Origin of the sequence: Pseudomonas sp. NCCP-436, assembly GCF_019656335.1 — a bacterium.
Lineage (GTDB): Bacteria > Pseudomonadota > Gammaproteobacteria > Pseudomonadales > Pseudomonadaceae > Aquipseudomonas.
The window spans coordinates 99,873-113,494 of the sequence record NZ_BPLZ01000001.1 but is presented as its reverse complement, the minus strand read 5'-3'; the positions used below and the strand labels follow the sequence as shown (position 1 = coordinate 113,494).

General features: G+C 66.5%; 14 protein-coding genes. 4 read left to right on the top strand and 10 right to left on the bottom strand.

Annotation, left to right across the window (positions count from 1 at the left end):
- Positions 1 to 50: 50 nt before the first annotated feature.
- From NCCP436_RS00575 to NCCP436_RS00560, 4 genes are all read right to left on the bottom strand, one after another.
- Positions 51 to 1,427 (bottom strand): aspartate aminotransferase family protein, encoded by a 1,377-nt coding sequence (locus tag NCCP436_RS00575; RefSeq protein ID WP_220801848.1) that lies wholly within the window; start codon positions 1,425 to 1,427, stop codon positions 51 to 53.
- Positions 1,428 to 1,447: 20 nt separating this feature from the next.
- Positions 1,448 to 2,911: an NAD-dependent succinate-semialdehyde dehydrogenase gene (locus tag NCCP436_RS00570; protein WP_220801847.1), complete on the bottom strand. Its 1,464-nt coding sequence runs from the start codon at positions 2,909 to 2,911 to the stop codon at positions 1,448 to 1,450.
- A gap of 133 nt (positions 2,912 to 3,044) precedes the next feature.
- Positions 3,045 to 3,698: a 7-cyano-7-deazaguanine/7-aminomethyl-7-deazaguanine transporter gene (locus NCCP436_RS00565; RefSeq protein WP_220801846.1), complete on the bottom strand. Its 654-nt coding sequence runs from the start codon at positions 3,696 to 3,698 to the stop codon at positions 3,045 to 3,047.
- Positions 3,699 to 3,872: 174 nt separating this feature from the next.
- Positions 3,873 to 5,333, bottom strand: a complete 1,461-nt coding sequence (locus NCCP436_RS00560) for a PLP-dependent aminotransferase family protein (RefSeq protein WP_220801845.1) — start codon at positions 5,331 to 5,333, stop codon at positions 3,873 to 3,875.
- 88 nt (positions 5,334 to 5,421) lie between these two features.
- Here NCCP436_RS00560 and NCCP436_RS00555 point away from each other — a divergent pair, with 88 nt between their 5' ends.
- The 3 genes from NCCP436_RS00555 to NCCP436_RS00545 are packed head-to-tail and all read left to right on the top strand — an operon-like array spanning position 5,422 to position 7,179.
- The gene (locus NCCP436_RS00555; RefSeq protein ID WP_220801844.1) at positions 5,422 to 6,054 is read left to right on the top strand and encodes an FMN-binding negative transcriptional regulator; all 633 of its coding nucleotides are present in this window, start codon (positions 5,422 to 5,424) and stop codon (positions 6,052 to 6,054) included.
- Positions 6,055 to 6,067: 13 nt separating this feature from the next.
- A complete protein-coding gene (locus tag NCCP436_RS00550) occupies positions 6,068 to 6,508 on the top strand; it encodes a GNAT family N-acetyltransferase (RefSeq protein WP_220801843.1) in 441 nt (146 codons plus the stop codon).
- Positions 6,508 to 7,179 carry a GNAT family N-acetyltransferase gene (locus NCCP436_RS00545; RefSeq protein WP_220801842.1) on the top strand — a complete coding sequence of 224 codons (672 nt, stop codon included), beginning with the start codon at positions 6,508 to 6,510 and terminating at the stop codon, positions 7,177 to 7,179. The genes NCCP436_RS00550 and NCCP436_RS00545 overlap by 1 nt, the downstream gene beginning before the upstream one ends.
- Here the strand turns inward: NCCP436_RS00545 and NCCP436_RS00540 are convergent, their stop codons facing one another.
- Positions 7,180 to 7,686 (bottom strand): C40 family peptidase, encoded by a 507-nt coding sequence (locus tag NCCP436_RS00540; RefSeq protein WP_259651423.1) that lies wholly within the window; start codon positions 7,684 to 7,686, stop codon positions 7,180 to 7,182.
- Positions 7,687 to 7,946: 260 nt separating this feature from the next.
- Between NCCP436_RS00540 and choX the strand changes: the two genes are divergently transcribed.
- A complete protein-coding gene (choX, locus tag NCCP436_RS00535) occupies positions 7,947 to 8,873 on the top strand; it encodes a choline ABC transporter substrate-binding protein (protein WP_220801841.1) in 927 nt (308 codons plus the stop codon).
- Here the strand turns inward: choX and NCCP436_RS00530 are convergent.
- From NCCP436_RS00530 to eutB, 5 genes are read right to left on the bottom strand one after another with little or no spacing between them, the layout of a single operon-like run.
- A complete protein-coding gene (locus NCCP436_RS00530; RefSeq protein ID WP_220801840.1) occupies positions 8,870 to 9,346 on the bottom strand; it encodes an Lrp/AsnC family transcriptional regulator in 477 nt (158 codons plus the stop codon). The genes choX and NCCP436_RS00530 overlap by 4 nt on opposite strands.
- Positions 9,347 to 9,357: 11 nt before the next feature.
- Positions 9,358 to 10,362: a N(2)-acetyl-L-2,4-diaminobutanoate deacetylase DoeB gene (gene doeB / locus NCCP436_RS00525; protein WP_220801839.1), complete on the bottom strand. Its 1,005-nt coding sequence runs from the start codon at positions 10,360 to 10,362 to the stop codon at positions 9,358 to 9,360.
- 4 nt (positions 10,363 to 10,366) lie between these two features.
- Positions 10,367 to 11,557, bottom strand: coding sequence for an ectoine hydrolase DoeA (gene doeA, locus NCCP436_RS00520; RefSeq protein WP_220801838.1), 1,191 nt, complete (start codon positions 11,555 to 11,557; stop codon positions 10,367 to 10,369).
- Between the two features lie 57 nt (positions 11,558 to 11,614).
- Positions 11,615 to 12,592 (bottom strand): ectoine utilization protein EutC, encoded by a 978-nt coding sequence (eutC, locus tag NCCP436_RS00515; protein WP_220801837.1) that lies wholly within the window; start codon positions 12,590 to 12,592, stop codon positions 11,615 to 11,617.
- A 9-nt stretch (positions 12,593 to 12,601) separates the two neighbouring features.
- Positions 12,602 to 13,573: a hydroxyectoine utilization dehydratase EutB gene (gene eutB / locus NCCP436_RS00510; protein ID WP_220801836.1), complete on the bottom strand. Its 972-nt coding sequence runs from the start codon at positions 13,571 to 13,573 to the stop codon at positions 12,602 to 12,604.
- Positions 13,574 to 13,622: the final 49 nt, after the last annotated feature.

Sequence of the window (13,622 nt, the reverse complement as noted above, 5' to 3'; positions counted from 1 at the left end):
GATGGGTGAGGGCGGATGGCCGCAGCCATCCACCTTGCGCACTGCTCGACTCAGAGCACCTCGCTGGCCACCGCATCCACTGCGGCCTTGGCGATGCCCACCACCTCGTCCGCTTCGGCGCGGCTCAGCACCAGCGGCGGGGCGAAGCCGAGGATGTCGCCGTGCGGCATGGCACGGGCGATCATACCGCGTTCCAGGCATGCGGCGGAGACCCGCGGACCCACCTTGAGCGATGCATCGAACGGCGTGCGTGCCTCGCGGTCGGCCATGAACTCCAGCGCGGCGAGCATGCCGACGCCACGCACTTCACCGACCAGCGGATGACCTTCGAAGGTCTGGCGCAGCTGCTGGTTGAGGTAGGCGCCGACTTCGGCGGCATTGGCGGCGATGTTTTCCTTCTCCAGGATGTCCAGGTTGGCCAGCGCCGCAGCGGCGCAGATCGGGTGGCCGGAATAGGTCCAGCCATGGCCCATGGCGCCGTCGCGGGCGGAGGCCTCTTCGATCACGCTCCATACCTTCTCGCCGACGATCACCGCGGAAAGCGGTGCGTAGGCGCTGGTCAGGCCCTTGGCGGTGGTGATCAGGTCCGGCTGCATGCCGAACATCTGACTGCCCATCGGCGTACCGAGGCGGCCGAAGGCGCAGACCACTTCGTCGGCGATCAGCAGGATGTCGTACTTGGCCAGTACGGCCTGGATCGCCTCCCAGTAACCCTTGGGCGGGACGATGATGCCGCCGGTGCCCATCACCGGTTCACCGATAAAGGCGGCCACGGTATCCGGGCCTTCGGCGAGGATCAGTTTCTCCAGATCCTCGGCGCAGTGGCGGACGAAGGCTGCCTCGTCCATGCCGGCCGGCGCCTTGTAGAAGTGCGGGCAGGCGGCGTGCTTGATGTCCGGCTGCGGCAGGTCGAAATGCTGGTGGAAGCTGGCCAGGCCGGTGAGGCTGCCGGTCATGATGCCCGAGCCGTGGTAGCCGCGCTGGCGCGAGATGATCTTCTTCTTCGCCGGGCGCCCGAGCACGTTGTTGTAGTAACGCACCAGCTTGATCTGGGTCTCGTTGGCGTCCGAGCCGGACATGCCGTAGTAGACCTTCTTCATACCCTTGGGCGCCCAGTCGATGATGCGCGCCGACAGCTCGATGATGGCCTCGGTCGAGTGACCGACGTAGGTGTGGTAGTAGGCCAGCTCCTTGGCCTGCTTGTAGATCGCCTCGGCCACCTCGGTGCGGCCGTAGCCGATGTTCACGCAGTACAGACCGGCGAAGGCGTCGATCAGCTCGCGACCTTCGTGATCCTTGATGCGAATGCCCGAGGCGCTTTTGATGATGCGTCCCTTGAGCGCGCCGCTGGCGTGATCGTGGGCGTGAGTGGACGGGTGCATGAAGTGGGCACGGTCCTGGGCGAACAGCTCGTCGTAATGGCTCATGGAAATCCTCCGGGTGGGGCTCAGTAGCGCTGGCCCTGATGATGGATGCAGAAGTACTTGGTTTCGACGAAGGGCTCGAAGCCTTCCGTACCACCCTCGCGGCCGAGGCCGGAGGCTTTCATGCCACCGAAGGGAATCGGGTGGCCGGTGAACTTGGTGCCGTTGACCGCCACCATGGCGTGATCGAGGCGGCGAATCAGCGGGTGGACGACGTCCACGCGGTTGGAACAAATGTAGGCGGCCAGGCCGTATTCGGTGTCATTGGCCATGGCCACGGCCTCATCCAGGCTGTCGAAGGCGCGGACGCCGGCGATGGGGGCGAAGTTTTCCTCGCGGTAGATGCGCATGTCGTCGGTGACATCGGCCAGCAGCGTCGGCTGCCAGAACCAGCCGCCCAGTGCATGCGGCTCGCCGCCGGCGAGCAGACGCGCGCCCCGTTCGACGGCATCGGCGACGCGCGCGGCCGTGGCATCCAGCGCGGCCTGGTGCATCAGCGGGCCGATCTGGTTGCGCTCGTCGCTGCCGGGGCCGACACGCAGGCCGCGCACGGCCCTAGCGAAGCGCTGCAGGAATTCTTCATAGACCGGGCGTTCCACCAGAATACGGTTGGCCGCGCAGCAGTCCTGCCCCGAGGTCTGGAACTTGGCATCCAGCGCCACCTGCACGGCGTGGTCGAGATCGGCATCGGCGCAGACGATCAGCGGCGCATTGCCACCCAGCTCCAGCGCCACCTTCTTCACGTCCTCGGCGGCGGCCTGCAGCACCAGCTTGCCGACCCGGGTCGAGCCGGTGAAGCTCACCGAACGCACGCGGGTGTCCTTGACCAGCGTCTCCATGGCCATCTGTGGCTCGCCCAGCACCACGTTGAACACGCCGGCGGGAAACCCCGCCTCCTCGGCCAGCTGGGCCAGGGCAAAGGCACTGTAGGGCGTCTCGTGCGCCGGCTTGACCACCACGGTGCAGCCGGCCGCCAGGGCGGCAGCGGCCTTGCGAGTGATCATCGCACTGGGGAAATTCCACGGCGTGAGCAGGGCGCAGACGCCGACCGGCTCCTTCAGCGTGCCGAGCTGGGCACCGGGGATATGGCTGGGGATGGTCTGGCCGTATAGCCGGCGCGCCTCTTCGGCGAACCAGGGGATGAAGCTGGCCGCGTAGCGGATCTCGCCACGGGCTTCGGCCAGCGGCTTGCCCTGCTCCTGACTGAGAATGCGCGCCAGATCTTCCTGATGTTGCAGGATCAGTTCGGCCCAGCGCCGTAGCAGGCCTGCACGGGCATCCAGGCTCTGTTCGCGCCAGCTGGCGAAGGCGCGCTGGGCGGCATCCACCGCAGCGCTGATCTGTTTCTCGCCAAGCATTGGCACATGGCCGATCACGCTCTGGTCGGCGGGATTCTGTACCGCCACGCTGGCGCCGTCGTCACTGTGCACCCAGTGGCCGTCGACGTAGCACAGCGATTTGAACAGCAGGGGATGATCGAGGGGCATGGCGATGTCTCCGGGCAGATGGGCATGGGAGACATGTTAGGGAAGGGCGGCTTGGCGTTTTTTCCAAGCCGGAGCGGCGTGACCGCAGATTTTTCTGTACGAAGACCGTCGGCAGCAGGTTTTTGCCGCCGCCTCAGGCGGCCGTCACCGGTCGCTGCGGCAGGGCGCGGATGATGGCGCTGAGCAGCATGCCGTACAGCGGCACGAACAGCATCAGGCTGATGGCCAGCTTGATCACGTAGTCCACCGTGGCGATTTCCACCCAGTTGACGGCCATGAACTGGTCGTCGCTGCGCCAGAAGGCCACCGAGAAGAACAGGAAGGTATCCAGCAGGTTGCCGAGGATGGTCGAGGCGGTGGGGGCGATCCACCACTGGCGCATCGTACGCAGGCGGTCGAACACCTGAATATCGAGCAACTGGCCGAAGGCATAGGCGAGGAAGCTGGCCACGGCGATACGGAACACGAACAGGTTGAACTCGCCGAGCGACGCCAGGCCGCCGAAAGCCCCCTCGTGGAACAGCACCGAGACCACGTAGGAAGCCAGCAGCGCCGGCAGCATGACCCGGGCGATCACCACCCGCGCGGCATGCTTGCCGATCAGGCGCACGGTGAGGTCGGTGGCCAGGAAGATGAACGGGAAACTGAACGCGCCCCAGGTGGTATGCCAGCCGAACAGGGTGATCGGCAGCTGCACCAGGTAGTTGCTGGCGATGATGATGAGGATGTGGAAGGCGATCAGGCCGGCCAGCACGGGGCGGCTGACCGATGCGGGAATCAGGGTCATGTCTGCGTCCTTTTTCATGGAGTGGGGTGAGGGAACCCACTGCCGCCGCCGATATGGCGTCGAGCGGCGCGCATTCTAGCCTGTTGTTGACTTTCGGGATAGGTTTTCCGACGAAGCTACCCGCGCGTGCAAGAATCAGGCGGGCATGGCCGCCGACACCTGGCTTGCCGAGCATTACGACAGACGCCAGGCCCGCCGCAGCTCCCGCACCGCTTCGTCGATCTGCGCCTCGGGCACTGCCGCGAAACCCAGCACCAGCCCGGCACGGGCATCGCCAGGCTCGACGCTGTCCTCCAGCCAGTAATCGCTGAGCGCGTTCATCTCCACTCCGGCTGCCCGCGCGGCACTGACCAGTTCGCGCTCGCGGGCCAGGCTGTCGACCCGTACGCACAGGTGCAGCCCGGCCTCCACACACGGCAGCGGCGCACAGCCGGGCAGCGTCTGCGGCCAGGCCCGTACCAGGGCATCGCGACGCTGTCGTGCCGCCTGCCGCATGCGCCGCACGTGACGCTGGAAATGCCCGGCGGCGATGAACTCGGCCATCACCGCCTGAGTGCCGATCTCGCTATGACGCATCTGCAGCGCCTGGCGCTGGGCAAAGGCCTCCGCCAGTGCCGGCGGCAGCACCAGATAGCCCAGGCGCAGCGCCGGGAAGGCGATCTTGCAGAAGGTGCCGACGTACAGCACGCGACCCTGACGATCCAGCGCGGCCAGCGGTGCCAGCGGCGTGCCGCTGTAGCGGTATTCGCCATCGTAGTCGTCCTCGACGATCCAGCCGTCCTGGCGCTCGGCCCATTCCAGCAACTCCAGGCGCCGCGCCAGCGACAGGGTGACGCCGGTCGGGTACTGGTGCGACGGCGTCACATAGGCCAGGCGACAGCCCTCGATGGCTACCAGCGCCGTGGTCTCCATGCCCTCGCCATCGAGCGGCACGCCACGCAGGTCGGCGCCCGCCACGGCAAAGGCGTAAGCGGCGGCGCGATAGCCCGGGTTTTCCACCGCTACCCGGTCGCCTGGCTGCACCAGCAACTGCGCGCAGAGGCTGATCGCCTGCTGGGCGCCGCAGGTGATCACGACCTGCCGCGGGTCACAGGCCAGCCCGCGGGCGTTGCGCAGATAGGCGGCCACCAGTTCGCGCAGCGTGCGATCGCCGGCCGGGTCGCCATAGCCCAGGCGCTCAGGCGAGGGCCGACGCCAGAAGCGTGCCTGCAGGCGCGCCCAGGTGTCGAAGGGGAACAGGTCGAAAGCCGGCACGCCGATACGGAAGGCACGCGGCGCCCCCGTCAGCGGAGCGGGCAGAGAATGGCGCTGCAGCGAGGCACCCGGATCCGGTGCGCAGGGTATGGCTGGCACAACCGGCCGCGCCAGGGCCAGATCGGCCACATAGGTGCCGTCACCCACCCGACCTTCGACATAGCCCTCGGCGTACAACTGGTCGAAGGCACGGGTCACGGTATTGCGCGATATCGCCAACTGCCTGGCCAGGTCACGACTGGCCGGCAGACGCGTATTGCCCGGCAGGCGACCATCGAGAATGCGTTCGCGCAACGCCTGATAGAGCTGGCGCGACAGGCCGGCTGCAGGGTCGAGGCGGATACCGGACAGATCGACCGGCAAGGGTGGCGTAGCGGGCATGATTGGCTCCATGAAACTGCCTGTAAATGGATCTTACAGGGAACCAATATCCTGCCTAGCATGGGCGCATCGAAACCAGGAGACGCCCATGTATTGCCCCTCTGCATTCCGCCAGGACGACCTGGCCACCCTCCATGCACAGATCGATGCCAGTGGCCTGGCCGTGCTGACCAGCTCTGGCGAACAGGGCCTGCAGGCCAGCCATCTGCCGCTGCTGCTGGAGCCGGGCGAGGGTGAGTTCGGCACTCTGTACGGCCATTTCGCCCGCGCCAACCCGCACTGGCGCGACCTCGCCAGCGGCGCCGAAGCGCTGGTGGTGTTCAACGGCCCGGACGCCTACGTCCACCCGGGCTGGTATCCGGCCAAGGCCGAGCACGGCAAGGTGGTGCCGACCTGGAACTACATCGCCGTGCACGCCTGGGGCCAGGCCGAAGTGTTCGATGAGCCCGAACGCCTGCTGCAGCTGGTCAGCCGTCTCAGCGACCGCCACGAGCGTCAGCAGGCGCAGCCCTGGGCGGTTAGCGATGCACCACGCGAATACCTCGACACCATGCTCCGCGCCATCGTCGGTTTCGCACTGCCGATCCGTCGTCTGCAGGGCAAGTGGAAGCTCGGCCAGAACCGCTCGGCTGCCGACCAGGCAGGCGTGCGTGCCGGGCTGAGCGCCTCACCCAGCCCGCGCAACCACGAACTTGCCGCCCGTATGTCCACCCTGGACTGAGAGGAACACCGCCATGCTCGAAATCCGCCCTATCGGCACCGATGACCACGCTGCCTGGCTGCCGCTGTGGCACGGCTACCAGCGCTTCTACCAGACCGAGATCCCCGCTGCGGCCAGCGCACTGACCTGGCAGCGCTTTCTCGACCCGGCCGAACCCATGCATGCCGCGCTCGCCTGGCTCGATGGCCAGGCCGTCGGCCTGGTGCATTTCATCTACCACCGCAGTTGCTGGACCGAGGGCGACTACTGCTACCTGCAGGATCTGTACGTGGCCGAAAACACTCGCGGCAGCGGCATCGGTGCTGCGCTGATCGAACATGTCTATGCACAGGCCCGGGCAGCCGGCGCCAGCCGCGTGCACTGGCTGACTCAGGAAGCCAACTACCGCGGGCGCCAGCTCTACGACCGTATTGCCGATCGCTCCGGCTTCATCCAGTACAGGAAGCTGTTTTGATGACCCGGGACCTCAGCCACTGGCAACCTCGCCCGACGCCGGATCAGCGTACGCTGCCGGGCCGTTTCGTACGTCTGGAGGCACTCGACGCCACACGCCACGGCGATGATCTGTGGGCCGCTCTGCAGGGGCCGGACCCGGCGCTGTGGGACTATTTGCCCTATGGCCCGTTCAACGAACGCGGCGCATTCGATGCCTGGCTCACCAAAAATGCCGGCAGCCGCGATCCACTGTTCTACACGGTGCTGGAGCAGGGCTCGGGGCGCGCCCTGGGGCTGTTCAGTTACCTGCGCATCACCCCGCAGGACGGTAGCATCGAGATCGGCCACGTGGTCTTCGGGGCGTCGATGCAGCGCACACCTGGCGCGACCGAGGCGGTTTACCTGCTGGCCCGCCACGCCTTCGACGATCTCGGCTATCGCCGCCTGGAGTGGAAGTGCGACAACGCCAACGCGCGTTCCAGGCGCGCCGCCGAGCGCTTCGGCTTCGTCCACGAAGGGCTCTTTCGCCAGCACATGGTGCGCAAGGGCAGAAACCGCGACACCGCCTGGTTCGCCATCATCGACGGTGAATGGGCCGTGCGCCGAGAGGCCTTCGAGCGCTGGCTGGCAGCCGACAACTTTGCCGCCGACGGCCAGCAGAAACAGCGCCTGGAAACCTTCAGGACCTGATCAGGCCGTCGGCACGACGCGCTTGGCCAACTGGAAATGGCGCTGCCAGTAGGTATCGTTGAGACGGTCGATGCGCACCCTGGTGCCGCGCCGCGGTGCATGGACGAAACGTCCCTCGCCGATGTAGATGGCCACGTGATCCACCGAACCGCTGCGAATGCGGAAAAACAGCAGGTCGCCCGGCTGCAGATCGCTGCGCCTCACTGTGGGCGCATCCAGCCGCGCCAGGTCTCTGGAAGTACGCGGCAGTTCGAGGTCGTCCTGGGTCTTGAATGCGTATTGCACCAGACCGCTGCAGTCGAAGCCCTGGCGAGGGCTGGTGCCGCCCCAGCGATAAGGTGTCCCCAGGGCACCGAGGGCGCGGTCGATCACCTCGCGGGCCGGTTTCTGCTCGGCCGCTTGCGGGGCAGCCGGGATGGTGTGAATGCGAAAGGTGGCGGAGGCCTGGGTACAAATCCCCAGTAAAAGAGCGCCCCCCAGAAAAAATGACGTGAAAAACTTCTTCAAACTCAGTGACCCTGGTGACACACCTTGCGCGGAGGACCTTCCGAATCAAGGCATTGCATCGAAAACCAGCCTCCTGCCCGTCCCGGTGAGGGACAGCCCGGGCAAGCCCCTGGTTCACTTTCGTGGCAGAAGACTCGACGAACGGTTGGCCGCTGATCCTTCTTGTTTCCGCTCGATCGCGTCCAATCGCGAGCCGGTGGTTGAGCCGTGCGCTCTCGCCCGTTAAGGTCAGGGCGCGACTCACCTGAAAGGATTCACTCATGACGCTCAAAGCCATCCTGATTGGCGCCTCGCTGCTGGCCTTCACCTGCGGCGCCCAGGCGCAAACCGAAAGTGCCAACTGCTCCACCGTGACCCTCGCCGACCCGGGCTGGAGCGATATCGCCGTGACCAACGGTATCGCCAGCCTGCTGCTCGACAGCCTCGGCTACAAACCGCAGACCCGCACGCTGGCAGTGCCGATCATCTTCGCCGGGCTGCAGAAGGGCCAGGTGGACGTGTTCCTCGGCAACTGGATGCCGGCCGGCCAGCACGACTATGAGCGCTACGTGGAAAGCGGCCAGGTCGACAAGGTGGTGGAAAACCTCGGCGGCACCGAATACACCCTGGCCGTGCCAACCTACGTCCACGAAGCCGGCGTGAAGGACTTCAGCGATCTGGCCAGATTCGCCGACCAGTTCGGCAGGAAGATCTACGGCATCGGCTCCGGCTCGCCGGCCAACGACTACATCCGCCAGATGATCGAAGGTAACGAGTTCGGCCTGGGCGACTGGCAACTGGTGGAATCCAGCGAGCAGGCGATGCTGGTGCAGGTCGGGCGGGCGGTGAAGCGCGACGAGTTCGTGGTGTTCCTCGGCTGGACGCCGCACCCGATGAACGTGCAGTTCGATATGCAGTACCTCAAGGGCGGCGAGAAATTCTTTGGCAGCACCGGCTCGGTCAACACCCTGGCGCGCAAGGGTTATGTGGCCGAATGCCCGAACGTGGGCAAGCTGCTGAGCAACCTGAAGTTCACCCAGGAGATGGAGAACACCATCATGGACGAAGTGCTCAACCGCCGCGTCGCCAATGCCACGGCGATCAGGAGCTGGGTAAAGGCCAATCCCGCGGTGCTCGACGGCTGGCTGGAGGGCGTGAAAACCCGTGATGGCGGTGAAGGGCTGGCGGCGGTTAAAGCGAAGCTCTAGTCGTCCAACTCAGTGGGCGCGCCCGAGGCGTCCGCCTTGATGGTCTTGGTGACGATGTAGGTGAAGTAGCGCTCGATGCCCAGGTCTTCCAGCAGCAGCTGGTCGACGAAACGCTGGTAGTGGTCGATGTCGCGGGCGCGGATCATGGCGATGTAGTCGACGCCGCCGCCGGTGGCGTAGCAGAAGCCCACCTCCGGCACCTCGGCCAGGCGCTGCTCGAAGCGGCGCATGTCCTGGGCGGTGTGCCGCGCCAGGGTGATTTCCACCAGCACCTGCTGGCTCCTGAACAGCGCCGCCCAGTCGATCTGCGCACGATAGCCCTTGATCAGCCCGGCGCCTTCCAGCTTGCGCACCCGCTCCCAGGCCGGCGTCACCGAGAGGTTGATCGCCTCGGCCAGGGCCGACTTGGTGATCCGCCCATCCTCGGAAAGGATGCGCAGGATCTTCAGGTCATAGCGGTCGAGCTTGTGCATGCGCGCTCCTCTCAGCCCACCACGTCGGCGACCACCGCGAGGGTATCGCCACTTTTCACCAGCCCGGGGAAATGCCGGGCAGCGAGCAGGCCGCTGCGTCTGGCGCGGTATTCCCGGGCCGGCTCGCCGGTGCGGCGCACGCTGTGTACCCGGGCGATCACCTCGCCCTTTTCCACCGTCTCGCCGAGGTCGCGGCACATCTCCAGCAGGCCATCGTCTTCGCTGGCGACGAAGCAGTCGCCATCGGGCATGTCCAGCATCACCGACTCGCCGGCCTCGATTTCGCCCTGCAGCAGGCCGAAGTGGATCAGCAGGTTGCGCACGCCACGCTCGGCGATGGCCAGGCTTTTCGCCGTGCTGCTGCCGCCGCCACCCAGCTCGGTGGTGACGAACACCTTGCCCTGCTCCTCGGCGGCGGTGTCGTACATGCCCACCGCATCCAGCTCCAGCATGCGCATGCAGTAGGGCGCGGCGAAGGCGCGCATGCCGGCGGCGCAGGCGGCGTCCTGATCCTTGTCCGGCAACACGTGGCAGGCGGCGAAGGGCAGAAAATCCAGGGTCTTGCCGCCGGAGTGGATATCCAGCACCACATCGGCCAGCGGCAGCAGGGTGCGCTGAAAGTAGTCGGCGATCTTCTGCGTCACCGTGCCATCCGGCTTGCCGGGGAAGCTGCGGTTGAGGTTGCCCTTGTCGATGGGCGAGGTGCGGGTGCCGGCCTGCACCGCCGGAGTGTTCATGAACGGCACGATGATCACGCGGCCAGTGACGTCCTCGGCGCGCAGGCGCTGGGCCAGCTTGCTCAACGCCAGCGGGCCTTCGTACTCGTCACCATGGTTGCCGCCGGTAAGCAGGGCGGTGGGGCCGCTGCCGTTCTTCACCACGGTAACCGGAATCATCACCGCGCCCCAGGCCGAATCGTCGCGGGAATAGGGCAGCTTGAGAAAGCCGTGCTGTACGCCGTCACGGTCGAAATCGACCGTGGGGCTGATGGGGTTGTCGCGCAGAACGTCGGTCATGGCGTCAGTCCTTCACGAACAGCTTGCGCGGCACATCGCAGAAGGTTTCCACGCCGCTGTCGGTGATCAGAATCGACTCGGTGATTTCCAGGCCCCAGTCGTCCAGCCACAGGCCGGGCATGAAGTGGAAGGTCATCCCCGGTTGCAGCACGCTTTCATCGCTCGGGCGCAGGCTCATGGTGCGCTCGCCCCAGTCTGGCGGGTAGCTGATACCGATGGGGTAGCCGCAGCGGCTGTCCTTGTGGATGCCGAACTTCTCCAGCACCTTGAAGAAGGCGCGGGCGATATCGCCGGTGGTATTGCCCGGCTTGGCGGCCTCCAGGCCGGCGGCGATGCCTTCGACCACGGCCTTCTCGCCGTCGAGGAAATGCTGTGGCGGCTTGCCCAGGTAGATGGTGCGCGACAGCGGGCAGTGATAGCGCTTGTAGCAGCCGGCGATCTCGAAGAAGGTGCCGGCGCCGCTGATCATCGGCGAGTCGTCCCAGGTCAGGTGCGGCGCGCTGGCATCGGCGCCGGTGGGCAGCAACGGCACGATGGCCGGGTAGTCACCACCATGACCGTCGGCACCGAGGATGCCGGTGCGGTAGATCTCGGCCACCAGCTCGTTCTTGCGCAGGCCCGGCTCGATCTTGTCGAAGATCGCCGCATGCATCTGCTCGACGATCTTCGCCGCGATGCGCATGTAGCCGATCTCGGTGGGCGACTTGATCGCCCGCTGCCAGTTGACCAGCGCGGTGGAGTCGACGAAACGGGCGTTGGGCAGGTTGCGCTGCAGCGAGGCGTAGGCAGCGGCGCTGAAGTAGTAGTTGTCCAGCTCGACGCCGATGGTCAGCCTGTCCCAGCCACGCGCGGTGATGACCTCCCTGGACAGGTAGTCCATCGGGTGGCGCTCGGTGGACTGCACGTAGTGGTCGGGATAACCGACGATGTTGCTCTGCTGCATGAACACCGTGCGCTTGGCACCGTTGGCGTCCTGACCACGGCCATACCAGACCGGCTCGCCATCGAGCGCCAGCAGCACGCACTGGTGCACGTAGAACGACCAGCCGTCATAGCCGGTGAGCCAGGCCATGTTGGACGGGTCGGTGACGATCAGCAGCTCGATGCCCCTGGCCTGCATGGCGCTGCGCGTCTTGGCCAGACGCTGGGCATATTCCTCCCGGCTGAAGGGGAGGTTGACGACGATTTCGGACATTGCGTTGCCCTCGTGATGGAACGGTTATTCAGGCGCGGCGTGCCGCGCCCGTAGGTTTCAGGAATCGAAACTGAGGCCTTTGCCGGCCGCGACGGCGCGCTGGTAGGCAAGACTGGCGATGGCGGTGTCCTGCGCGCCGGTACCGGTCAGGTCGCACAGAGTGATCTGCGCAGCCGAGGTGCGCCCCGGGCGCTGGCCGGCGATCACCTGGCCGAGTTCGGCGAAGTCGGCATCGGCAGCGACCAGGCCGGCGGCGATGGCGTGGTGCAGCTCGCCGAGCACGCGGGTCTGGCTCAGGCGGTCGGGGACATAGGCATCGACCCGCGCCAGCACGGCGGGGGCGATCTCGTTCTTGTGCTCGGCATCCGAGCCCATGGCAGTGATATGCAGGCCGGAGCGCAGGTGTTGCGGCTGGATCAGCGGCTCGCGACTGGGCGTGGTGGTGATGGCGATATCGGCTCCATCTAGCGCCGCGTCGACGCTGTCCACCGCGCGCGCATCGTCCAGCTCGGCGGCCATGGCCTGGGCCTTGGCGGGATCACGCGCCCAGATACGCACCTCGCTTACATCGCGCACCAGGCGCAGGGCCTGCAACTGCAGGCGTGCCTGCTCGCCGGCACCGAGGATGGCGACCACCTTGGCGTCTTCGCGGGCCAGCCATTTGGCGGCGATGGCGCCAGCGGCAGCAGTACGCACCGCGGTGAGGTAGCCGTTATCCAGCAGTAGCGCATCAGCCAGGCCGGTCTGCGCCGAGAACAGCATCATCAGGCCATTGAGGCTGGGCAGGCCGAGCTTGGGATTGTCGAAGAAGCCGGGGCTGACCTTGATCGCGAAGTGCGCCACGCCGGGCAGGTAGGCGGTCTTCACGTCCACCTCGCCATTATGCTCGGGCACGTCCAGACGCAGGATCGGCGGCATCGCCACGGCAGCGGTGGCGAGCAGACGGAAGGCGTTCTCCACCACCTCAAGGCTGTCAGTGTCGAGGCCGACGCAATCGCGCAGATCGGCCTGGTTGAGAATCAGGGTCTTGGCCATGGAGGTTCCTCAGGCGTCTGCGCCATTGAGCACGCGCAGGTGTTGGTCGATATCGATATTGCGGCCGCTGATCACCACCACCACCGGGCCGCGCGGCTCGATCAGGCCATCGAGCAGGGCGGCGATGCCCACCGCTGCGGCGCCTTCGACTACCAGCCGCTCCTCGCGGTAGGCATGGCGAATGCCGCGGGCGATGGAGGCTTCGTCGAGCAGATGAACCTGGTCGCACAGCTCACGGGTGATGGCGAAGGTGTAACGGTTGTCCAGGCCGATGCCGCCGCCGAGCGAGTCGGCCAGGGTCGGCAGCTCTTGCACCTCCACCGGCTCGCCGGCCTGCAGGCTGGCGTGCATCGCCGCGCCCAGCTGCATGCTGATGCCGTGGGTGCGAATCGCCGGGCTGGCCGCCTTGATCGCCAGCGCCACGCCGGCGAACAGGCCACCGCCGGACAACGGCACCAGCACTTCGCAGACGTCCGGACACTGCTCGAGAATCTCCAGGCCCAGGCTGCCCTGGCCGGCGATCACGTGCGGGTGGTCGAAGGGCGGGATGAACGCGGCGCCCTGATCGCGGGCGATGCGCAGGGCTTCGAGCTGGGCGTCGTCCTGGCTGCGACCGCTGATCACCACCTCGGCGCCCAGTTCACGAATGGCGCGCACCTTGTTCTGCGGCACCAGCTCGGAGAGGCAGACGATCGCCTTCACGCCCTGCTGCGCGGCGGCGAAGGCCAGCGCGCGGCCGTGGTTGCCGGTGGACGCAGTGACCACGCCGAGGCGCTTCTGCGCATCATCCAGCTGCGCCACTGCGTTGCTCGCACCACGCAGCTTGAAGCTGCCGGTGGCCTGCTGCGACTCCAGCTTCAACCATACCGGCACACCGGCCAGGCGGCTGAGGCTGGGCGAATGCTCCAGCGTCGTCTGGCGTACCAGGCCGGCGATACGCTGGCGGGCCTGAAGCAGGTCATCGAAGGGGATGGAAGACATGGCGCACGTTCCGTGAAGGTGTGCGGCCGAGTATATGGGCGGGAAATTG

Coding starts and splice junctions, on each gene's coding strand:
- doeB (WP_220801839.1), bottom strand. CDS start 10,362: ATGACCGACGTTCTGCGCGACAACCCCATCAGCCCCACGGTCGATTTC.
- NCCP436_RS00550 (WP_220801843.1), top strand. CDS start 6,068: ATGCTCGAAATCCGCCCTATCGGCACCGATGACCACGCTGCCTGGCTG.
- eutC (WP_220801837.1), bottom strand. CDS start 12,592: ATGGCCAAGACCCTGATTCTCAACCAGGCCGATCTGCGCGATTGCGTC.
- NCCP436_RS00565 (WP_220801846.1), bottom strand. CDS start 3,698: ATGACCCTGATTCCCGCATCGGTCAGCCGCCCCGTGCTGGCCGGCCTG.
- NCCP436_RS00555 (WP_220801844.1), top strand. CDS start 5,422: ATGTATTGCCCCTCTGCATTCCGCCAGGACGACCTGGCCACCCTCCAT.
- doeA (WP_220801838.1), bottom strand. CDS start 11,557: ATGTCCGAAATCGTCGTCAACCTCCCCTTCAGCCGGGAGGAATATGCC.
- eutB (WP_220801836.1), bottom strand. CDS start 13,573: ATGTCTTCCATCCCCTTCGATGACCTGCTTCAGGCCCGCCAGCGTATC.
- choX (WP_220801841.1), top strand. CDS start 7,947: ATGACGCTCAAAGCCATCCTGATTGGCGCCTCGCTGCTGGCCTTCACC.
- NCCP436_RS00560 (WP_220801845.1), bottom strand. CDS start 5,333: ATGCCCGCTACGCCACCCTTGCCGGTCGATCTGTCCGGTATCCGCCTC.
- NCCP436_RS00570 (WP_220801847.1), bottom strand. CDS start 2,911: ATGCCCCTCGATCATCCCCTGCTGTTCAAATCGCTGTGCTACGTCGAC.
- NCCP436_RS00575 (WP_220801848.1), bottom strand. CDS start 1,427: ATGAGCCATTACGACGAGCTGTTCGCCCAGGACCGTGCCCACTTCATG.
- NCCP436_RS00530 (WP_220801840.1), bottom strand. CDS start 9,346: ATGCACAAGCTCGACCGCTATGACCTGAAGATCCTGCGCATCCTTTCC.
- NCCP436_RS00545 (WP_220801842.1), top strand. CDS start 6,508: ATGACCCGGGACCTCAGCCACTGGCAACCTCGCCCGACGCCGGATCAG.